Source organism: Alkalihalobacterium chitinilyticum (assembly GCF_029028005.1).
GTDB lineage: Bacteria > Bacillota > Bacilli > Bacillales > Bacillaceae_F > Alkalihalobacterium > Alkalihalobacterium chitinilyticum.
In genome coordinates, this window is the sequence record NZ_JAOTPO010000007.1 from 1 (window position 1) to 19,588 (window position 19,588).

The 19,588-nt window shown below is 38.5% G+C and carries 25 protein-coding genes; 16 read left to right on the forward strand and 9 right to left on the reverse strand.

Features of this window, described 5'->3' with window-relative positions:
• Window positions 1-253 precede the first annotated feature (253 nt).
• Entirely contained in the window at window positions 254-568 is a 315-nt protein-coding gene (locus N7Z68_RS11325; protein ID WP_275118592.1) for a transposase, read from the reverse strand.
• A 510-nt stretch (window positions 569-1,078) separates the two neighbouring features.
• Between N7Z68_RS11325 and N7Z68_RS11330 the strand changes: the two genes are divergently transcribed.
• Entirely contained in the window at window positions 1,079-1,234 is a 156-nt protein-coding gene (locus N7Z68_RS11330; protein WP_275118593.1) for a YwzD family small protein, read from the forward strand.
• A 475-nt stretch (window positions 1,235-1,709) separates the two neighbouring features.
• On the opposite strand, the gene N7Z68_RS11335 is transcribed toward N7Z68_RS11330, so the two are convergent.
• From N7Z68_RS11335 to N7Z68_RS11365, 7 genes are all read right to left on the reverse strand, one after another.
• Window positions 1,710-2,717: a hypothetical protein gene (locus N7Z68_RS11335; protein ID WP_275118594.1), complete on the reverse strand. Its 1,008-nt coding sequence runs from the start codon at window positions 2,715-2,717 to the stop codon at window positions 1,710-1,712.
• 534 nt (window positions 2,718-3,251) lie between these two features.
• Complete coding sequence (locus N7Z68_RS11340) at window positions 3,252-3,659, reverse strand: hypothetical protein (protein ID WP_275118595.1); 408 nt, start codon at window positions 3,657-3,659, stop codon at window positions 3,252-3,254.
• Between the two features lie 71 nt (window positions 3,660-3,730).
• Entirely contained in the window at window positions 3,731-3,961 is a 231-nt protein-coding gene (locus N7Z68_RS11345; RefSeq protein ID WP_275118596.1) for a cold shock domain-containing protein, read from the reverse strand.
• A gap of 226 nt (window positions 3,962-4,187) precedes the next feature.
• Window positions 4,188-4,802: a hypothetical protein gene (locus N7Z68_RS11350; RefSeq protein WP_275118597.1), complete on the reverse strand. Its 615-nt coding sequence runs from the start codon at window positions 4,800-4,802 to the stop codon at window positions 4,188-4,190.
• 62 nt (window positions 4,803-4,864) lie between these two features.
• Window positions 4,865-5,050: a hypothetical protein gene (locus N7Z68_RS11355; protein WP_275118598.1), complete on the reverse strand. Its 186-nt coding sequence runs from the start codon at window positions 5,048-5,050 to the stop codon at window positions 4,865-4,867.
• Window positions 5,051-5,191: 141 nt separating this feature from the next.
• Window positions 5,192-5,569 (reverse strand): competence protein ComK, encoded by a 378-nt coding sequence (locus N7Z68_RS11360; protein WP_275118783.1) that lies wholly within the window; start codon window positions 5,567-5,569, stop codon window positions 5,192-5,194.
• Window positions 5,508-5,852, reverse strand: a complete 345-nt coding sequence (locus N7Z68_RS11365; RefSeq protein WP_275118599.1) for a helix-turn-helix transcriptional regulator — start codon at window positions 5,850-5,852, stop codon at window positions 5,508-5,510. The genes N7Z68_RS11360 and N7Z68_RS11365 overlap by 62 nt, the downstream gene beginning before the upstream one ends.
• A 669-nt stretch (window positions 5,853-6,521) precedes the next feature.
• On the opposite strand from N7Z68_RS11365, the gene N7Z68_RS11370 reads away from it, so the two are divergent.
• The 8 genes from N7Z68_RS11370 (at window position 6,522) to N7Z68_RS11405 (ending at window position 10,614) form a co-directional block, all read left to right on the forward strand.
• The gene (locus tag N7Z68_RS11370) at window positions 6,522-6,677 is read left to right on the forward strand and encodes a YwzD family small protein (RefSeq protein ID WP_275118600.1); all 156 of its coding nucleotides are present in this window, start codon (window positions 6,522-6,524) and stop codon (window positions 6,675-6,677) included.
• A gap of 366 nt (window positions 6,678-7,043) precedes the next feature.
• Complete coding sequence (locus N7Z68_RS11375; protein WP_275118601.1) at window positions 7,044-7,703, forward strand: hypothetical protein; 660 nt, start codon at window positions 7,044-7,046, stop codon at window positions 7,701-7,703.
• Between the two features lie 292 nt (window positions 7,704-7,995).
• Window positions 7,996-8,190 (forward strand): magnesium chelatase domain-containing protein, encoded by a 195-nt coding sequence (locus N7Z68_RS11380; RefSeq protein ID WP_275118602.1) that lies wholly within the window; start codon window positions 7,996-7,998, stop codon window positions 8,188-8,190.
• Between the two features lie 154 nt (window positions 8,191-8,344).
• Window positions 8,345-8,641, forward strand: a complete 297-nt coding sequence (locus tag N7Z68_RS11385) for a hypothetical protein (RefSeq protein ID WP_275118603.1) — start codon at window positions 8,345-8,347, stop codon at window positions 8,639-8,641.
• Entirely contained in the window at window positions 8,631-8,963 is a 333-nt protein-coding gene (locus N7Z68_RS11390; RefSeq protein WP_275118604.1) for a hypothetical protein, read from the forward strand. Before N7Z68_RS11385 ends, N7Z68_RS11390 begins: the two co-directional genes overlap by 11 nt.
• Window positions 8,964-9,904: 941 nt before the next feature.
• Window positions 9,905-10,111 (forward strand): DUF1659 domain-containing protein, encoded by a 207-nt coding sequence (locus N7Z68_RS11395; RefSeq protein WP_275118605.1) that lies wholly within the window; start codon window positions 9,905-9,907, stop codon window positions 10,109-10,111.
• Between the two features lie 35 nt (window positions 10,112-10,146).
• On the forward strand, window positions 10,147-10,362 hold the full coding sequence (locus tag N7Z68_RS11400; RefSeq protein WP_275118606.1) for a DUF2922 domain-containing protein: 216 nt from the start codon (window positions 10,147-10,149) through the stop codon (window positions 10,360-10,362).
• Window positions 10,363-10,434: 72 nt separating this feature from the next.
• Window positions 10,435-10,614 (forward strand): YvrJ family protein, encoded by a 180-nt coding sequence (locus tag N7Z68_RS11405; RefSeq protein WP_275118607.1) that lies wholly within the window; start codon window positions 10,435-10,437, stop codon window positions 10,612-10,614.
• A 265-nt stretch (window positions 10,615-10,879) separates the two neighbouring features.
• On the opposite strand, the gene N7Z68_RS11410 is transcribed toward N7Z68_RS11405, so the two are convergent.
• Complete coding sequence (locus N7Z68_RS11410; RefSeq protein ID WP_275118608.1) at window positions 10,880-11,683, reverse strand: LysM peptidoglycan-binding domain-containing protein; 804 nt, start codon at window positions 11,681-11,683, stop codon at window positions 10,880-10,882.
• A gap of 205 nt (window positions 11,684-11,888) precedes the next feature.
• Between N7Z68_RS11410 and N7Z68_RS11415 the strand changes: the two genes are divergently transcribed.
• From N7Z68_RS11415 to N7Z68_RS11445, 7 genes are all read left to right on the forward strand, one after another.
• On the forward strand, window positions 11,889-12,449 hold the full coding sequence (locus N7Z68_RS11415; RefSeq protein ID WP_275118609.1) for a GNAT family N-acetyltransferase: 561 nt from the start codon (window positions 11,889-11,891) through the stop codon (window positions 12,447-12,449).
• Between the two features lie 420 nt (window positions 12,450-12,869).
• Entirely contained in the window at window positions 12,870-13,697 is an 828-nt protein-coding gene (locus N7Z68_RS11420; protein ID WP_275118610.1) for a PHP domain-containing protein, read from the forward strand.
• Between the two features lies 1 nt (window position 13,698).
• Window positions 13,699-14,508 (forward strand): sugar phosphate isomerase/epimerase family protein, encoded by an 810-nt coding sequence (locus tag N7Z68_RS11425; RefSeq protein ID WP_275118611.1) that lies wholly within the window; start codon window positions 13,699-13,701, stop codon window positions 14,506-14,508.
• On the forward strand, window positions 14,489-15,292 hold the full coding sequence (gene surE / locus N7Z68_RS11430) for a 5'/3'-nucleotidase SurE (protein WP_275118612.1): 804 nt from the start codon (window positions 14,489-14,491) through the stop codon (window positions 15,290-15,292). The genes N7Z68_RS11425 and surE overlap by 20 nt, the downstream gene beginning before the upstream one ends.
• Window positions 15,289-16,329 (forward strand): ABC transporter substrate-binding protein, encoded by a 1,041-nt coding sequence (locus N7Z68_RS11435; protein ID WP_275118613.1) that lies wholly within the window; start codon window positions 15,289-15,291, stop codon window positions 16,327-16,329. The genes surE and N7Z68_RS11435 overlap by 4 nt, the downstream gene beginning before the upstream one ends.
• Before the next feature lie 21 nt (window positions 16,330-16,350).
• The gene (locus N7Z68_RS11440; RefSeq protein WP_275118614.1) at window positions 16,351-18,084 is read left to right on the forward strand and encodes an ABC transporter permease; all 1,734 of its coding nucleotides are present in this window, start codon (window positions 16,351-16,353) and stop codon (window positions 18,082-18,084) included.
• On the forward strand, window positions 18,081-19,157 hold the full coding sequence (locus N7Z68_RS11445) for an ABC transporter ATP-binding protein (RefSeq protein ID WP_275118615.1): 1,077 nt from the start codon (window positions 18,081-18,083) through the stop codon (window positions 19,155-19,157). The genes N7Z68_RS11440 and N7Z68_RS11445 overlap by 4 nt, the downstream gene beginning before the upstream one ends.
• The last annotated feature ends 431 nt before the right edge of the window (window positions 19,158-19,588 follow it).

Consider the following 19,588-nt stretch of genomic DNA (forward strand, 5'->3'; position numbering starts at 1 on the left):
TAACATATAGTGGCGGAAGCTACAGGCTTTCGAACGCTTTATCAAAGGCAAAATAATCAAATTACTGGGTGGCAAAACTCTGCACTATTTCTTGCATTTTTCTGCACTTTTTTCTTGCAAAATACAGTATATACTTGCTTTTTAGCCCGCTTTAAATAAGCGTAGTAACCGCTTTTGGAAACACATAATACGCTGCACAGTAGGGATACGGAATATTCCTTTCTCAAAAAGGAGATAGCTTCATATTTTTTGCTTATTCGTTCTCTTTGAGAAAGGCCTGGAACTTTTTTAGGATTTCAATCTCCAGATCCTTCGCTTTAATTTGTGCTTTTAATTCTTTAACTTCTTTATTATCTTTATTGCGTTTTTTGGTTGGATTCGCATTCGTTCTTTTAAGTCCGCTTTTTCCATGTTCTTTATATTTTTTGATCCAATTATTAATAGTATCTTGATCCACTTTTAGTTCAGTAGCGAGCTCTCGCGTAGTTTTATCACCGTTTAGAAATTGCTGGACAGCTGCTAGCTTAATTTCGGTCGTGTATTGTGCTTTTCTTGTTTTCTCGGACAAAATAATCTCCTCCATAAATGTACAAATACCCTATATTTATCATACCTTATTTGTCCATTATAAGGGGGTTAACTACAGTGACACCCCGAAAAATCTTGTTTCACGGAGAACCTACACAGTGGGTACCTAAATTTCCCAAACTCTATTTGATAAGATAACGGAATTTGTATGGAGAAACAGCATTTTTTTGGTTGACAGTGCTTTTCCATACTTTTTTATAATGATAGTAATTCTATTGAAAATTTTCTCCCTTATCCTCATGTTTTTTTTATTTTTATCTGCAATAACTTCATTCATTATTCTTTGTTTAAAAAATCCATCAAAATACCTTTTTTGAGGTGTGTATTTTTCTGCACAAAAGTGAATCGTATTGGTTTGAAGGGCTTGGTGAGGGTACCTAGGAACTTGGACAGACCTCGTTTTTTATCGAAACATTTGTTGAACTGTAAGTGATTTTTTGTGTTACCATATTAGAGGATAATGTATAGGAAATTAGGAGGGTTAAGAAAGTTGGTTGTTAAGACAAAATTAGATGAAAAGGCATTACTAGACATCCTTCAATATGCTTACGATAAAGCTAGTAATGACACTTCGATCGATACAAAAAAACTAGTAGACGATATTTCAGATAGACTAAGGCCTTTTGTAAATGAAGTAGCAAAATAAACGTTAGTGATACTTAACAAATAATATTTATGAGAGGAAGCCTATAAAATATTGTTTGAAAAAGTATTTCTAATGGAAGAAAGTTGATACAATTGAAAATTTTCTTTCACTTTAGGAGAAGGGAAAGGAAGACAGTGAGTGATTTATTAATTTTTACTAGAAACTAAAGTGTAGGACTTTGAATTACTTATACATAGTGCTACACTTTTTTTACTTTACCTAACAAACTTCATCAAAACGTGATGTAACATGTTAGTTGTTTTTAGAACCTGTCACTGTGATGCCTCGATTTGTTTCGCGGAATATTTCACATCTGGTCATGCAGGTGGAAATGATATCCGCATAGCTATATTGATTAGGGGTTTATTGTACCCCTTGTATTAATAGAAGAAGTTAATAGGATTGATTAATAGTTACACCCTCCAGCTTGCGGCTGGAGGGTGTATGTTGAATCGTCAGATATTAACAAGATATTTTACTCCACAAAGACTGTATACACCTTCGACAATTCCCACTCCCAATTCGGAACAATTTCTAAATCGGTCGTACCTGATTGACGTGCAATGACAGTGTATTCATCTAGAAAATCGACCACTCCTCCATAGACATAAAGCTTTTGATAGGCTTCGCCAATGAAAGTAGGCTTTAAATGTATTTTTTGTCCGACTTTAAGACGAATTACTGAGTCTGTAGGGCCGTTGATTGAGACAAAGCCACTCTTATCAATGGTATACGAAATGAGAATTTCAGTTGTCTCATTTGATTCAACTGGTTGCGGATCGGCTAATTGGTTATTTGTTTGATTCTCTTCTTTTATTTTTTCCTTTTCGATCTCTTGGCTCGCTGCTGGGGTATCTGACTCGTGATAACTTGCCATGAGGGATTGCCATTCTTTTTCAGTTCTCGTTTTGAGCTTTGACAGGCGAGTTTGCGAGGTATGAATGTTTTTGATAAACCGCTGATCACCAAAGGTTTTGTTATAATGTTCGTTTAGTAGAAACAGGGTGAAATATTCTTCAAATAAAGTCGTTAAGGTTTCATTAAATTCCTTCCACTCTTCAGGCGGGATCGTATCATGCTGCATCGCTAATCGTTGTGTCATACAGTCCTCATCAACACAATGGATAATCTCTTGAACTGCCTCCAGAAACGCATCAGATTCCTGTCCATACTTCTCTTGTGTTCTTTTAAATTCCTCTTCCAATCCATGAACAATAGCTAAGGACTCTTCCACATACGCGAAATAGACATCGGCATCCGTTCGATCCTCTAGAATTAGAGTATCTTTAATCAATTGCAAGTGTTCCTCTATATCTTGAATTAAAAAGGGATAACAATCGACATAATCGGTGGTCTCATAACTATAACAATACGTATCATTCTTCGCTTTTGCATTTTCTGGGATCTGAGGGCTTTTATCTGAACAGCCCACCAAAATCAAAAAACAACAGCAAACAAGAAAACCAATAAATCCTCGACTCATTTTCCACACTCCTAGTTGATTTACAATTCATTTAATAAGATAATCATAATCCATAACTAGGATGATAGGTAGAATAATTTATCAAAGAGGATAATGGGGTCAAAATTCAGTCACTTTATAATTATTAACCATCAAAAGTGAGAGGTGATGGGAGGATGGGGTTTTCTGTTCCCGGATTACAGCGACTCTACTCTCGCCATGTTTTTAACTGCCAAATGACAAGAACTTTACCAAGCAACGCCAATGTATTTACCACCGATTAAAAAGGCCCTACAGTCTTGCAGGGCTTTTTTGTAGTTTTCGATTAGGAGGATTTTTTTCTTGAAGCCGTTCATATTCATTTTTCTAGAACCCTCCCATATAACCTGCAGGAGGGTTCTTACCGTAGAAACTCATAATTTCTGCTCTTAGTTCTTTAGGAAGTGGCACCGTCTTTCTAACCACTCCAATAATAGTATTCTTCTATCTTTCGAAGTACCTTTCTCGTAAGAATGGTCATATCGTTCACGCATAAATTCGTATTTTAGGGTTTACTTAGCTAGAAAAAGCTAAATCTATCTCAGCAAACTTTTCATGAATGTTGAAACTGCACTGATCTTCTCTAAAAAGAAAATTGTCATTTTGATAAGTCGAGACATATAGACATTTTATATCTTTCATCTCATAAGGAGGATTGGCAGAGTCAGATTCATTGGTAAACTCTTCGGATTCCAGAATGTTTCCAGAGGAATTATGATAGCGTTTATACGTGGAAAATAACCCATCGACATCGACACGCCATGGCATATTACCCGGTTGTTTGTAGCTCTCTCGCTCATTAACTGCTTTTAATTCTCTGAACCGTTCCTCACTAATTATTTCTAATCTCCCATTCCAACTAAGTGAAGTTGTTTTTTCTCCGAATAGGAATTTGGAGAATCCGCTGTGGAATTTAACATCCATATCATAAATCTTTTCATATGGAAATTCTTTGGTTGTAATTCCGTAATTCTTTATGTTATTTTTTCTAATTCTTACCTCATCGAACACAATGATGGAAGAAGTATGTTAGTATTCATGATCTCTATTTTTACGGCGCTAAACCCTTTTTCATTTTTAGAACCCGTAAACTCTACCAATGCACCTAGCGTTGGTAGTTGTAAAGATTTCAAGTTAGAAACATGGAAAAAATAGTCGTTGTTGTCTTCCGCCACGATAAACCCAAATCCTTTTAATTCATTGTAATATTTAATTCTGCCTTTCATAGATAACCCTCGCTTCCCGATAATTAAAGTAATGTTAAATAAGGAATAGCAAAAGAAAGAAATTTAAGTTTAATTACCTAGTTTATGTGTTACTCCTATAAAAACTCATATAAGCATCAGAACTTGAATTACATATGATAGGTAATTAGATCTATTTTAGCAGATGTACAATTCTTTTATTGAATTTCGACAAAAATATATATTAATCGACAATGGGGAGTGACCCTCACTTGGGTAAAGCACTTCCGCGGCGGGGGAAAGTCCCCGCTTTTAACCACTGACCCCAAGGCGTATCCTCAGCCATGATCCTTCGCTTTGCCACTGCTAATTTCCCAGCTACGGTACCGTAAAAATACTGAATAAAGCTTGTCCTAATATAATTTTGTTTGTACTTATAGACCGTCTCTTTAAAGGCTTGAATGATGGTTGGGAGGAATGTCTCAACCGGTTGTTCAAATTTCATCGAGCGGTAGGCGATCAAGGCTTTGTCCCATAGGGAACAAATGTTTTTGGCGCGGATGAAGAACGGTTTGGCGACTTTGACAAAGGGGGGTGGGACGTAAGCCGGTACGAATGTGTGATCGAGTGAGTCTAGTGTTGGTTGGCGTAGTTCTTTAATATGTTTTTGCTTTTTAGTTTGAAAAGATGGAGCTTCTGGGGCCTTTTCTTGGAATTGAACGCTTGTCGTGGCTGGTTTTGTCACAGGGTGTCGATTTGTCAATTGTGAGTCTTGCGATTCGTCAAAGCGGTGAAAGACATAGACGTTATGAGAGTAGCCTCCTTTTTGACGGATCGTATGATGGATACTTAGAATGCCAAGAGCTTTTGCCTTGCGCAGCATCCGTTCGAATGTCGAGCGAGAGATTTTCCCGTTTTTCGCTTGGGCGGCTTGTACGAGTTTAGCTACCCTTGCATTACAAACTCCATACTTTTTACGCTGAATTGAATTAACGTTAACAGAGCGATTCGTTCTCCTTTTGTAAAATGATGCTCGTACCGCTTTCTTGCTTTTTTCATGGACTCATTGAAATCTTTTACCGAAGAGAACGGACTTAAATGGGCGAATTGGTCGATGTGGCCTGGTTTCACGGGGAGTGCCTCCTTGGATTAGGTTCTTTTTATGGGAAAGTCATTTGTACATGGTTTGGATTTAATAATGAATAGGGTAGTCTGAATAGGAAGAGATGAAGATCATAGAAAGCAGAAGGGAAAACGCTTGATTAGAGTGTGTCACTTATAATGTTGAAACTCAGTGGGGTGTTGTGAAAAACGCACAATGCAATAAGAGGTGCGCTGCATTTGCCGTTCCAGCGAGTAGAGAGACACAGGGAGTAACAGTTCTTTTTCATCATGGAACGTAACGATCGTATGTGTGGGCGTGTCCGGGTGACGGTGAAGCGACTTGATGTGGTGATAAAACAGCCAATGACATTCATGCAGCTTAGGGGAATGGGTGGGAAAGGCATAAATTTGTTCACTTGGATGAATAGGTATGGGTGATTTCGAAGTAATTCCTGTTTTATACGTAACGGCAGCTCTCCTGCCGTCAAAATCGGCACCACCTACTAAGCAGGCCTCTTTGATGAGTTGAAGCGAAGGCTTTTTCACGTAATAGTGTTGGGTGCGCTCCCAGACGATCGCTTGATAATCGATATGATAGGCATCTAATTTCAACTTCTTTCCAAATCATAGAAGGAGAGGTGTCGAGTGCTTTTGCTAGACTATAGACAACATCCAATGTAGGGTTTTGCTCTCCTTTTTCAATAGCAATCACATATCGAATTGAAAGGTCAGCCCCCTCCGCTAACTCTTGCTGTGTCATTTCTTTATTGAGTCTCATTAATTTAATGACTTTTCCGAATGTATTATAAAGAATCGGGTTTTTCTTCATTGAGAGCTCCTTTTTAAACAAATTATTGAATTTGTTTAAAAGAAGCTAAATGAAGGATAGTGCAGGTAGAGGAAATATTTGTAAAATTAAGTAAAATAGTTCAAAAGTAGCGTAGTGAATTACTTTTTTTATTATGCATTGAATAATGTACGAGGGGAATGAAGGATAGTGCAGGTTTGGTTAAGAGTTTGTAAAGAAAAATAGGAATGGCAATCGTCACAGTGACACCCCAAAAAATCTTATTTCACGGAATGTTTCACGGTGAACCGGCACAGTGGGTACCGGAATTTCCCGAACTCTATTTGATAAGATAACGGAATTGGTATGGAGAAGCAGCATATTTTGGTTGACTGTGCTTTTTCATACTTTTTCTAATGATAGTAATTCTATTGAAAGCTTTCTCCATTTTCCTCATGTTTTTCTTCGTTTTTATCTGCATTAACTTCATTCATTCATATTCTTTGTTTAAAAAATCCATCAAAAAATACCTTTTGGGAGGTGTGTATTTTGTCTGCAAAAGTGAATAGTATTGGTTTGAAAGGCTTGGAGGGGGACTTAGAGAACCGGGACAGACCTCGTTTTTTGTCGAAACATTTGTTGAACTTTGTTTGATGATTTATGTTACCATATTAAAGGGAAATGTATAGGTGATAAGGAGGGTTAAGAAAGTTGGCTGTTAAGACAATATTAGATGAAAAGGCATTACTAGACATCCTTCAATATGCTTACGATAAAGCTAGTAATGACACTTCGATCGATACAAAAAAACTAGTAGACGATATTTCAGAGAGACTAAGGCCTTTTATAAATGAAGTAGCAAAATAAACGTTAGTGATACTTAACAAATAATATTTATGAGAGGAAGCCTATGAAATATTATTTGAAAAAGTATTTCTAATGGAAGAAAGTAGATACAATCGAAAATTTTCTTTCTCTTTAGGAGAAGGGAAAGGAAGACAGTAACTGGTTTATTAATTTTACTAGAGATTAAAGTGTAGGACTCTGCATTACTTGTGCATAGTGCTATACTTTTTTTACATTAAACACTTTTCTAATCATAGAATTCCTAACAAATTCATCAATGCATGATTTTAGCAGGTCAGATGTTTTTAGGACTCGTTGTGTCACGTGACAATCTGTGGTCTGACCCCAATCATATTTGTGACTGTAAAAGTTTATAAGGAGGATATTATGAGTAAATTATCTTTTATTTTATTAGCGGGGTTATTGGTTGTTTCACTTGTAGCATGTGGCAGTACGGAAACTAACGAACCTGAAACGGATGAAAGTACAGGCAAAGTTGAAGAAATAGCAGATAATGGGTCGGAGCATCAGATAGGAGAAACGGTAGAGAACGAATACGGTTCTTTTACACTTATCGCGAGAAACGATGAAATTGATACGCAAGAAACGGGGCCTATGGTTTTAAATATTCCGCAAGTAAACGTATTTAGTGGGAAGTTAGCAGAACATATAGTGGAATTGATGGAAATGGATATGGAACTGGGAATGAAAATGGAAACTGATGTTATTAACTATATTCAAATCGATATGGAAGTTGAAAATACTTCTGAAGATACTGTTTGGTTTTATCCAGCACAAGCGGAAATAGAAACAAATACTGGTGAGGAATTAGAATCTGATTTATGGATGTCAAATACTATTAATGGCGAATTTATCGGACCCGTTAAAAAAAGTGGATCTCAGTTCTTTATTCTAGAAGATTCTAATGCAGAGGACATCGAGTGGGTTCGAATTTTTATGTTTGCTCCTTTAGTTTACGATGATTCTTATGTTGAAGGTTCTTCAGTAGGAGATTATATAGATTTTAAAGTAGATATGAATAAGTGAAATTGGGAAATCGTCACTGTGACACCCGAAAAACCTTGTTTCACGGAGAACCGGCACAGTGGGTATCGAAATTTTCCGAAATCTATTTGATAAGATAACGGAATTGGTATGGAGAAGAGTCATGTTTTGGTTGACAGTGCTTTTCCATACTTTTTATAATGATAGTAATTCTATTGAATGCTTTCTCGATTTTCCTCATGTTTTTCTTCGTTATTTTCTGCACTAACTTCATTCATTCGTTATTCTTTTTTAAAAAAATCCATCAAAAAATACCTTTTTGGAGGGGTGTATTTTGTCTGCAAAAGTGAATAGTATTGGTTTGAAAGGCTTGGAGGGTTACCTTGTCCAAGTGGAAGTTGAAGTGATGGAAGGGGTGGAATCTGTCATTATTGTCGGATTGCCAGATGCTTCTGTCAAGGAGTCGCGTGAGCGTGTGTCAGCTGCGATGCATCGAATGGGGCATTCGCTAGTCGATAAGTGCGAATAAATTAAATTAAGATTGTATCATATAATGTGTGTTAAGATATTTGTAAGTATGAACTTATGGTATCTTTGCATAAGTAGCTTTAACTGAGAATGAAAAAAATATTTTATTGTTATAGTGATCAGATCAAATTTCATAATGTGAGGAGCTGTTCTTTATGAAGATATTTGTTAAGGACGATGACGGAATAATATACGAAGCTTTTCAAATGAATGATAATACCTATACCTTCAGCACAGAAAATAAGACATTTAAACTTTCTCTATCCGAGTCAAAACAAGGGAAACTTTCCGAGGAACAAAAGAAGAGAATGACAAAATCCATTTTTTCAAATGAAGAGGTTTTGGCCCAATTAAGAGACGCAAGAAAAAATAGGGACAGTGACTTTTCTTATTATAGTGGAGATGAAAAAGAGTTCGATAAATTAGTCGACGAGGTCAATAATGACAGTTAAGGAGTTATACTATGATGTTGTTTGGGGCCAAAAAGCTAGAGTTTGGCTAGCTGAAATGAAACCATTTAAAATAAACCCCAAGCTTGTTTTCCGAAATTCTAAAGTTGTTCTTTCTGTAGACCCACGTCAAAAAGCTTATGACGTTGTAGATTACCCTGGTTTTCAATTTAATGGTTATTATTGGACATACATTAACAATGTAATAATCGTTTATGATGTTCTCGATAAGGAAAAGAAGGTTCTAGTAGATGCCTGTTATTCTGCGTTAACAGGTTTTACTCTTGAAACATTCTATGGAGAGAACGATAGGGATCCTCTATAAAGATTGTAACAATCATTTCCGCTTATACTTTCAACTCCCCCTTCGAAATAATAGATCCTTCAACCATAACGATTATGAAAAACTCCATATACTACACTCGGTTCACAGTGACGTTCCAAGATCTTTTGAAAAAGCGCTTGACTTATATTCTATTTGACTAAAATATAACACCTAATAATAGGCGACGATCACAAAGAATGTCTATTTGTGATTATTTAGAGCATTTGAAGGATTTTCTATTCGTACTGAGGTTGAACCTCATCCTCATCCCTATCTGTTATTTATGTTAAAATCAATTCGAGCAATGCGCAGTGGGGAAAGTCCACTAACAAGGAAAATCAATAGTTAATCTTTAAAACGGGGGATTTTTAAATGTTGATTCAATGTACAAAGAAATTATTAACGCAACGCTGGTACTTATAAACGTGCTTAGATTTGTTGTGGAAATCGTCAAAGAAACAAGAAAAAAGTAACCGTCCAGCGCCAGACCAAAGGTTAGGATAGGTTACTTTTTCTTTAGTAATTACTTAATTTGTTGGTTAGCCGCTCTTCATGCGGCATGTACGTTGCTGCTTGACCAAGTGTTTCCCGCACTTGGTCTTTTTTATTCTACGTTGATTATATCTACATTATACATGAATGCTTGATGTTATTGCAATTGCGCAGCAGTGTCACAGTGACAACCCGAAAAATATTGTTTCACGGAATGTTTCACGCTGTTGTAATAAATACAACTAGCAGAAGTGAAGTCTGTGGATAACCATCAATTTATAGTTAATAGTAAAGCACCGAAACCTATTTTACTCCTCGTAAGTCGACTTCTTAACCACCCATCTTGCGATAAAACCGTAGTTAGGTCTTCGCCCAAAAAATTTTTTTCATCCTCATTCACCGTTTTCGCCCCTTTCTCCATATATACATAGTGAAAGGGGGTGACAAGGATGCTTTCAAACTCACGATTAGTCATAGTGTTTGAGTCAGGTTATAACCAAATTGGAGAGCCGATCTTAAAAACGAAGAGCTTTAATAACATCAAGACCGGTGCGACTAACGAACAGTTAAAAGCTGTTGCCGATGCGTTAATTCCGCTTCAAGGCTGGATGCCTTATCAAGTGGACCGTGCCAACACGTACGCGCTTGATCTTTAATTGGTAGAAAAATTTACTAGAAAGGAGGAACTGAAATGACAAAGAAACTCGAACTAGTCTTTGAAAACGAATTAGCGAAAAACGTCACGATTTCATTGGACAACCCTATCTATCCAGTCGATCCAGCTGCGATTAGTGCAGCGATGGATGAGATTATCGTACAGAACGCTTTTACATCATCTGGCGGTAACCTGGTAGCGAAAAAAAGTGCTCGTGTTGTGGATCGTACGGTTGAAACGATTGAGTTTTAATAAATAATTGATTTTGAAAGGGGGAGGGGGATTAGCCTCTTCCTTTTTTCATAAGGAAAGGAGGTTCTAAGGATGGAAATGTGGCTGCCGCTTTTGAGTGAGTTTGGCTTTCCTGTCATGGTGACTCTCTACTTGCTGCATCGCGTCGAAAAAAAGCTAGACCTAGTCAACCAATCGATCGAACGACTCCCCGAAAGTCTAGCATCGCTTCATTACTATCGAAGTTCGGAGCAGAAGAAAAGTAGTGGATAAAGTTGAAAATAAATAAGCGGAAGTTGAAAATAAATAGACTGAAGCTGAAAATAAATAGACTGAAGTTGAAAATAAACAGGCAGAAGTTGAAAATAAATGAGTAGAAGTTGAAAAAAATTGACCTGAAATGGGATGTAAATGCTCCAAAGATAAAAAAGCGCAACCAAATGCAGCAATCTAAAATACTATTAATAATAATAGAGAACCAACTAGCCTATTTTGCGCTAGATGGTTCTCTTTTTATGTGTGGTAGGGGGACAGACTCCTACACAAACGCAACTCTTACTTGAACCAGATCTATGATACTGCCATCGATCGCACTTCGGGAGTAGACCCATAACCATCCGCCAGTTGTAGTGGGTGTTCGATCAAAGACAACGGTTTCAGAAAAATAACCATAGGCAGGCGGACCTTCTAACGCTGTTGTAAACCGTTCTTGCGAGACAACTACACCGTTGTCATCTTGAATTTGCATCAGAACATTGGCTTCAAAGACACGGGCGAAGCCTTCGATACGGTCGCCACCGCGAATAATATCTCCTGGAAGAGGACGAATGACGACGATATTCCTTGAAGATGGGAGGGGAAGAAGCAGGCGAAACCCAGCATAGATCAAATCAAGTGAAAATCCAGGTCTTCCATCGTTCGCTGCTATAATGTTGGCCATTGGAATTTGGAAACGTCTGGAGATATTGTATAGTGTATCTCCCATTTCAATTTCATACACAAAGGCTGGAGCCCACAGTGGCTGACCGACAAAGATCAGATTTGGATCTTGAAGCTGGTTCACCCCAGCGATGAGATCCGTATGAGCTGAAAACCGCTGCCCAATACGAAACAATGAATCTCTAGGGGCAGTAATATAGATGGTACGAAAAGGACGTTCGGCAAGGACGGGAATGATAAGCGTCCATCCAGGAAAAATCAAACCTGGATCGGTGATCGGTGGAATTAGTTGGTTCACTCTTTGAATCCCCAAGATTGTACTGCCAAACCGTGCCGCGATGGAATATAACGTATCCCCTGGCTGAACAGTATAGACAACATGAGTTTGTCTTACAATAGGCATATCATTCACTCCCTTGTATCTATTCTCATCGTGATAGTTGGGGATGTAGTCATGTTGTTAAGGGTAGTGAAAACATCAATACGTTTTTTCACGATTAACAAAATATATAATAAAAATGTGGAAAATATGACGAATGGTAGGGTCTGAACCTCCACTAAAGCATTAACGCAGTGGGGACAACGCCACTACTATAGGAGAAACCCTTATGAAAATTTTAACCGTTTGTAATTGGGATGATAAACTTTGGCAGGACGCACTTCCCCTCTATTTAGAGGCATTTGGAAATAAGGGGGCTAAACCTACGAAAATCATCAAAAATATGTTTGCAAAAGGAATTGCCGAACTTCATCTGGGGTACAACATTTCGGGTGTGGTTGTTATGGCTCTCACAGGAAAACTCGTATCTGAAGGTGTGATGATCATTGATTATTTGGCAGTATCTGAAAAAGAGCGTGGCCGTGGACTTGGCAAACACTTTGTTGATTACATACGACAAAAGGCAGTTGATCAGGGGTATGAAAAATTAATTATTGAGGCCGAGTCAGAGGAAACAACAGATAATAAAAGGCGTATCGACTTTTGGCAATCATGTGGTTTTCTTCTCACAGAGTATGTCCATCATTACATTTGGGTCCCAGAAACCTACCATGCCATGTATCTTCCTCTCATTGCCGATTCGAGGGAGGTAAATGGCGAAGAACTGTTTGTGTATATTAATACCTTTCACCGGCTCTCGTTTCGTAGAGGTGGAGGGAATGGGGGGTGAACCCACTATGGTAAAGTATTACCGCAGTAGGGGACAGACTCTCTCTTCTCTCTTCTCTTTTTCGTCAATCGTTTGGTGAACCGTTAATATAAAAAGTCAGAATGTAGAAAGCAGAATTCTAAAATCATAGAATTCTGTTTTTTAAAATCTACAACTTGAAAACCGGGGCTAATTACACATAAATCCATCACTTTTATTAATTTAATGTAAAAAATTTACCTTAAATTAATATATGAAAATATCTAATTTTCACGAAATAGGCATCAGATCAAGGTTTTTAGTTTTCAATGGATATTTTTACAAAAAATTAACACATTGCCAATTTACATTTATTTTACAAAATGAAAAACATCGCTTAAAGGTAGCTTGATAATTGAGCTGTATATTGGAAGTAAGAAAAGGTAAAGGAGGTGAGAGGTATTGAAAATTGATCTACACATGCATAGTACTCATTCAGATGGTGAATTACAGCCAGCAGAGCTTGTACGCGAAGCCTATCAGCAGGGAGTTTCCATTATGTCAATAACCGATCATGATGAAATTTCTGCTTATGGTGCTGCGACAGCATTAGCAGATGAGCTCGGTATTAAGCTTATCCCAGGTATTGAAATGAATACAGATGGTCCTCAAGGGGAACTGCATATTTTAGGATATGGTTTAGCCGTCAATCATCCTCAACTGCATGAATACATACATTGGCGCCAAGAAAAACGGAAAGTATGGAGTCAACGGATCGTTAACCGACTCAACCAGTTAGGGTACGCTATTTCATGGGATGCTTGTTGGAAACGAGCGAATCAACATGTGATTGTTCGTACTCATATTGCAGATGAATTAGTTGAAAGAGGGTATTTTGCAAGTTCTAAGGAAGCATTTCAATCTCTGCTGGCTAAAGGAAAACAAGCATTTGTCAATCGAGAAGGTTTTACTGCCAATGAGGCGATTGAATTAATTCAAAAATGCGGTGGAAAAGCATTTATTGCCCATCCTGGTATTTACACTTGGAATTGGCAGTTGGATGAGTTAGTTGAAGCTGGTTTAGATGGTGTAGAAGTTTATTATTCAAAACACTCGTTACAAGATACAACATATTGGCTTCAACAAGCAAAGAGTTATGGGTTATCTATCAGTGTCGGTAGCGATTTTCACGGTAAATCCTCAAGAAACCCTTATCCGATTGGATCTGTTCCATTTAACTTTGCAAAAGAAATAGACTGGTTGAATGAGTTTGTGAAAACGGAGGTTTAAAATGAAGTGTTACGCATCTACCACATTGATGTGGGGGAAAACGATTGATGAGATTAGTTTAAAGGCGAAGTCACTTGGGCTTGCAGGTATTGAAATCTGGGCAGAACAAGCGTGGTATTACAAAATGACCGATCGTGACATTCGCCGAGCATTAAAGCAGCACCAGTTAGATGCAACCTTTCATGCGGCGAGTTGGGATTTGAACTTATGTTCCTTAAATGCAGGTATTCGGAAACAGTCGATTGAGGAAATTATCCGCTCTATTGATTTTGCAGCTTCGATTGGTACAAAAAATATAACTGTACACCCTGGCAAGCGGACCTTAACGAATGACTGGAACTCGTGGCATTTTGACTGCCTACAGCATAGCCTCGATACACTTGAAGAGGTCGCTAAAACATACGGTGTGATTTTGTCGGTAGAATTGATGGAACCTGTCAAAAAAGAATTTGTAACGAGTCCGACCATGCTCAATCAAATTGTCGCAGGTCGTTCTAGTTCTATTCAAACGACCTTTGATGTTGCCCATGTTTCATTTAATAAAGATTTAATTACTACCCACCAAGAAGTTGACCGGATGAATAAAATTCATTTGAGTGATACATCTGCTTCGCAATATCATGTTGCCTTAGGACAAGGAATATTGAAGTTAATACCCTATATTGAATTTATTCAATCTAGTAAACTTCCGATTATATTAGAAGGTTATGACACGAGTGAAGAGGCTGATCTTTTAAGAAAGCATCTTCAGTATCTCAATGAATGTAATGAAAAGACGGAGGATAAGACAATTGAAGTTTCTAGTTACTAATGACGATGGAATATTTGCACCTGGAGTAGCAGCATTGGTTGAAGTTTTACAGCATTTTGGCGAAATTTACGTCGTTTGTCCAGATCAAGAACGAAGTGCTATCAGCCATTCGATTACGATAAAGCAGCCGTTAAAGGCAACGCCGGTATCGATCTTTGGTTCGAATGTGCAAGCATGGGCGATTAACGGGACAACGGCAGATTGTGTAAAACTTGCATTAGAAGTGTTGTTAAAAGAACCACCAGATGTCGTTGTTTCCGGAATTAATTTAGGTGCTAATTTAGGTCGAGATGTATTTTATTCAGGTACGATGGCTGGAGCGGCGGAAGCATCACTATTTAACATCCCGGCGATTGCCGTTTCTGTGGACCGTACAAATACAAAAGAAACCAACTTTCAATTACCGAAACGGCTTTTTTATGAAGTGATGGAAATTATTTTACCGAATAAGCCACCAGAAGGAGTCTTCATCAATATTAATCTACCTTATGTTACGAGAGAGTTTTGTGCAGGAATTAAAGTGGTTCCTCTTGATTTATCTGTCAGTCGGTATAAGTATGTCGGTTTAAATGATCCGTATGGGCAAGTATATTACTGGTTAAAGGACCGGTTGTCTCAGTTATCGGATTTTGACGAAGATGGTGATTATGGAAAATTAAAAGCAGGTTACATAACCGTGACCCCTCTTGAAGGAAAAGTATGTCATAAAAAGCATGTGAAAAAGCTTGAACGTTGGTTTAACAATAAAATGTTGAAAAAATCGAAGGAGGAACTTTATTCATGAAACGTTATTTCTATTCCATGTTAGCAGCATCAGCACTTGTCTTAGGAGCGTGTGGGGGGAGTACAGAAACGAGTGAAAACGTTGAAACATCGAACTCATCTTCTGAAGCCGCAGAAAATATTTCGGGCAAAATTAATTTTTATACGTCTCAGCCAGATAGCGATGCAGGTGAATTAGTAAAAGCCTTTAATGAACAATATCCAGATATAAACGTTGAAATCTTCCGCTCAGGAACAGAAGAAGTAATTAGTAAAATACAAGCAGAAAAACAAGCTGGAGAAATTCAAGCCGATGTTTTATTAGTTGCAGATGCGGTAACGTTTGAAAGTTTAAAAGAACAAGAGTTATTACTAGCGTATCAATCGCCGGAACATGATCATATCCCAGCAGAGTTTGTAGATGAAGACTATACGTATGCAGGGACAAAGGTGATGGCAACTGTACTAGCGGTTAATACTAATGCAGTTAATGAGCTTCCGAATTCTTGGCAAGTATTAGCGGGGACTGACGCAAGCGGAGAAGGTATCATGCCAAGCCCGCTTTATTCTGGAGCGGCTGCCTATAATGTTGGGGTGCTTTCCCGTCAGAATGCATTTGGTTGGGAGTTTTTTGAAAAGCTTCGCGATAACGATTTGACGGTTGTTCAAGGAAATGGTGCTGTTTTACAGGCTGTTGCAGCTGGCGAGAAGACCTATGGTATGGTTGTTGATTTTATTGTCGCTCGTGCTAAAGCAGAAGGTTCACCAATCGATCTGATCTACCCAGAAGAAGGAGTACCGGTTATTACTGAACCGATTGGTATTTTATCGAATACAAAAAATGAAGCTGCAGCAAAAGCATTCGTAGATTTCGTTCTTTCAGAAGAAGGACAAACGATGTCTTCGGAGTTGGGCTACACTCCAATCCGTGAAGGGGTTGCTGCACCAGAAGGGTTAAAAGCTATTACAGACATGAAAGTAGTTTCACACGATATTAAAGAGCTGTTAAAAACGCGTGATGAAGATAAGCAACGCTTTATTGAAATTCTTGGTGAATAATAGAGTTGAGGTGCACAATACATGTCAAACCCGTTACAAGGAAGACGCGAAAGCTTGTCTTCCTTCTTTTCCTTACCAACTAAATTAACCAATCGAATGTGGATTGGGCTTACTTTATTTCTCATTTTTCTTTTATTTGTGTGGCCGATTGTTCGTTTAGCCTTGTTGAGTTTTTCTGTTGAAGAGGGCCATGTATTCTCTAATTATTTTTTAATTTTTCAAGAGGCAAGAACATTGAGAGTTCTTTCGAATACGTTCATCATCGTATTTGGTTCAACAATCCTTTCACTATTTTTAGGAGTTTCACTGGCGTGGATTGTCGGTTACAGTGACATTCGTTATAAAAAAATAGTTTCCATCCTTGTGATGTTGCCGTTTATCATTCCTTCTTACATTGTGACGTTGTCATGGACACAATTTATGGGGAATAACGGGATGTTCGCTAAGGTTCTATCCTTTTTACCAGGGCAGCTTGAACCCCTGAACTTATACAGTTACACAGGGATGATAATCATTCTAGGATTGTCGCACTACCCCTTAGTGTTTTTATTAACGATGAGTATTATTAAAAGAATCCCGCGAGAATTAGAATGGGCCGTTCGTTCCTCAGGCGGCAGCTACTGGACGTCTTTTCGGAAGGTAACGCTTCCTCTAGCTTTACCGGGTATCGCAAGCGGTGGGTTATTAGCGTTCCTTGCTAACCTTGATAATTTTGGAATTCCTGCTTTCTTAGGTATCCCTGCTAATATTACGGTGTTAAGTACAGCAATCTACCAAGAAATTGTCGGATTTGGACCGAATGCGTTTGCCAGGGCAGCTACATTTTCCGTTATTCTCGGTATCATTGCTTTACTCGGAACTTTGTTTCAATGGTTGCTATTAAAGCGAGGGACACAAGGTGATACGAGCGAAATCGACTCAAGTCCGCGTTTTGCACTAGGGCGTTATCGAACAGCGGTGGAAGTTTCTTTATGGTCTTTCCTCATATTCATTAGTATTGTTCCGCTGTTTTCAATGGTAGGTTCATCCCTTATTAGGGCTTATGGTCTTCCGTTTGCATTAGAAAATCTTACGTTTAATCACTATCAATTTGTGTTGATAGAAAACGCTAAAATCAAGGGAGCGATCGTAAATAGTTTGAAGCTTGCGGTAGGAACAGCGTTTATCTGTTTAATTGCCGGTACCGCTATTGCTTATTATCGCTTACGGAAAAAGAATAGTTTCGGTAAATGGATGGAAGTTTCTGTAGGTTTGCCTTATGCCTTGCCCGGAACAGTTTTAGCACTTGCTATGATTTTAACGTGGATGCAGCCGATCCCAGGCTGGAACCCAGGGATTTACGGGAGCATCTGGATCTTATTTATTGCGTATGTGACGCGATTTATGATTTTACAAGTGCGAGGAAGTATGACCGCTATGTCCCAAATTGCTCCGTCCATGGAGGAAGCCGCACACGTTTCAGGAGCGAGTGGGTTTAGCAAGTGGCGCTTTATTATGTTGCCTTTATTACTTCCAGGTTTATTAAGTGGGGCATTTCTTGTGTTGCTTACCGCTTTAACGGAACTGACCGTTTCAGCGCTCTTATGGTCAAGTGGTTCCGAAACGATTGGCTTAATGATTTTTAACTTTGAACAAGCAGGATATACCACATATTCTACGGCGTTTTCAACAGTCATTGTGATTACGATGCTGGGGCTGGCTCTAGTATTGTTAGGGTGCCAAAAGTTCTATGAAAAGAAGGTGAAAAGTGTATGAGTACAGTAGTTGAACGTATTTCAAAAAAGTTTGGTGAAACGACGGCTTTATCATCCATTGACTTGACTATTGAAAAAGGAGAGTTTGTTGCGATCTTAGGTCCTTCAGGCTGCGGGAAAACGACTTTACTACGACTGCTTGCTGGCTTTGAAAAACCTTCTGCTGGCAGCATCACGATGAATGATGAATTGATTGCAACTCATAGTCAAACGGTACCGCCGGAAAAACGAAATATAGGGATGGTGTTTCAATCATTTGCCTTGTGGCCGCATCTGAAGGTCAAAGAACAAATTCAATTTCCAATCCAACACCATCGATATGTTCCGGAAACGTTAAAGAAAAACAGCGGAGAACGCGTTCGCGAAATGCTTGAACTCGTTGGGCTGTCAAAATACGGCGAGCGTATGCCGAGTGAATTATCGGGTGGTCAAAAGCAACGTGTTGCCATTGCTCGAGCGCTTGCTCCTCAACCAGCGTTATTATTAATGGATGAACCGCTCAGCAGTCTGGATGCAGAGTTAAGAATGGATTTAAGGAAAGAAATTCAAACCATTCACCGCTTTACAAAAACGTCAATCGTGTATGTTACCCATGATCAAGGAGAAGCACTAGCGATGGCGGATAAAATTGTGGTGATGAAAGATGGTCAGATTGAACAAATCGGCAGCCCAGAAGAAATCTTCTTAAGACCTGAAACCATGTTTGTTGCAAAATTCGTAGGAAAGGCCAATATTTTACGAGGAAGCTGGACGCAACATTTCTTCAAACCAGAAGGGGAAACGAGTGTGGTTTGGGAAAATAAATCAGTTTCGACGGAAATGAGAAACGACGGTTTATTTCCTGTACGTCCAGAACAGCTCGTCGTAAGAAAAAGCGGTTGCGGGCTTCAAGGAATTGTTCGCAACGTCATGTTTCAAGGAAAAGAAATTCATTATTCGATTGAGGTTAATGGAAACTTAATCAATGTCCATACGAATAGCTTCCACCGTTATCATGTCGATGAAAAGGTAGTAGTTGATTTCAAGCTGGAAAGCGATTTACCCGTATATAGTGAGCCGTTGGTTGGAATTTAAAATCCGTCACAGTGACACCCCGAAAAATCTTGTTACACAGAATGTTTCACGATGGTGTAAGGAAAGTAAGTCAGGCCTAGTAAGCTGATTTGTGGATTAAATAAATAATCAAACACTACAAAAAAACATATTATCACCAAAAAGGTGGATAACCTTCTAGTTATACAGAGGGTTATCCACCTTTTACGAGTTACACACAGGGGGCGAAAGGTTAATTGGTATAAAGGTATAGATATCCACAGATAGGCTCGAGGGCCTGATGTAGAGAATCCGGAGAAACCGTCACTGTGACATCCCAGAATTTGTCGATTGCGGTTTACTCAGTATTCGAGTCGTCTAAACTATAAGTAATAGAACCAAATAAAGAAATGTTTGAGATGACGGATGAGGTGGAATGAGGTCTACTTCAGTAAAGTAAGAGTGGAAGGAGG

Coding starts and splice junctions, on each gene's coding strand:
- N7Z68_RS11345 (WP_275118596.1), bottom strand. CDS start 3,961: ATGAAAGGCAGAATTAAATATTACAATGAATTAAAAGGATTTGGGTTT.
- N7Z68_RS11440 (WP_275118614.1), top strand. CDS start 16,351: ATGTCAAACCCGTTACAAGGAAGACGCGAAAGCTTGTCTTCCTTCTTT.
- N7Z68_RS11425 (WP_275118611.1), top strand. CDS start 13,699: ATGAAGTGTTACGCATCTACCACATTGATGTGGGGGAAAACGATTGAT.
- N7Z68_RS11390 (WP_275118604.1), top strand. CDS start 8,631: ATGACAGTTAAGGAGTTATACTATGATGTTGTTTGGGGCCAAAAAGCT.
- N7Z68_RS11405 (WP_275118607.1), top strand. CDS start 10,435: ATGGAAATGTGGCTGCCGCTTTTGAGTGAGTTTGGCTTTCCTGTCATG.
- N7Z68_RS11395 (WP_275118605.1), top strand. CDS start 9,905: ATGCTTTCAAACTCACGATTAGTCATAGTGTTTGAGTCAGGTTATAAC.
- N7Z68_RS11400 (WP_275118606.1), top strand. CDS start 10,147: ATGACAAAGAAACTCGAACTAGTCTTTGAAAACGAATTAGCGAAAAAC.
- N7Z68_RS11435 (WP_275118613.1), top strand. CDS start 15,289: ATGAAACGTTATTTCTATTCCATGTTAGCAGCATCAGCACTTGTCTTA.
- N7Z68_RS11445 (WP_275118615.1), top strand. CDS start 18,081: ATGAGTACAGTAGTTGAACGTATTTCAAAAAAGTTTGGTGAAACGACG.
- N7Z68_RS11410 (WP_275118608.1), bottom strand. CDS start 11,683: ATGCCTATTGTAAGACAAACTCATGTTGTCTATACTGTTCAGCCAGGG.
- N7Z68_RS11375 (WP_275118601.1), top strand. CDS start 7,044: ATGAGTAAATTATCTTTTATTTTATTAGCGGGGTTATTGGTTGTTTCA.
- N7Z68_RS11385 (WP_275118603.1), top strand. CDS start 8,345: ATGAAGATATTTGTTAAGGACGATGACGGAATAATATACGAAGCTTTT.
- N7Z68_RS11365 (WP_275118599.1), bottom strand. CDS start 5,852: ATGAAGAAAAACCCGATTCTTTATAATACATTCGGAAAAGTCATTAAA.
- N7Z68_RS11335 (WP_275118594.1), bottom strand. CDS start 2,717: ATGAGTCGAGGATTTATTGGTTTTCTTGTTTGCTGTTGTTTTTTGATT.
- N7Z68_RS11350 (WP_275118597.1), bottom strand. CDS start 4,802: ATGCTGCGCAAGGCAAAAGCTCTTGGCATTCTAAGTATCCATCATACG.
- N7Z68_RS11415 (WP_275118609.1), top strand. CDS start 11,889: ATGAAAATTTTAACCGTTTGTAATTGGGATGATAAACTTTGGCAGGAC.
- N7Z68_RS11340 (WP_275118595.1), bottom strand. CDS start 3,659: ATGGATGTTAAATTCCACAGCGGATTCTCCAAATTCCTATTCGGAGAA.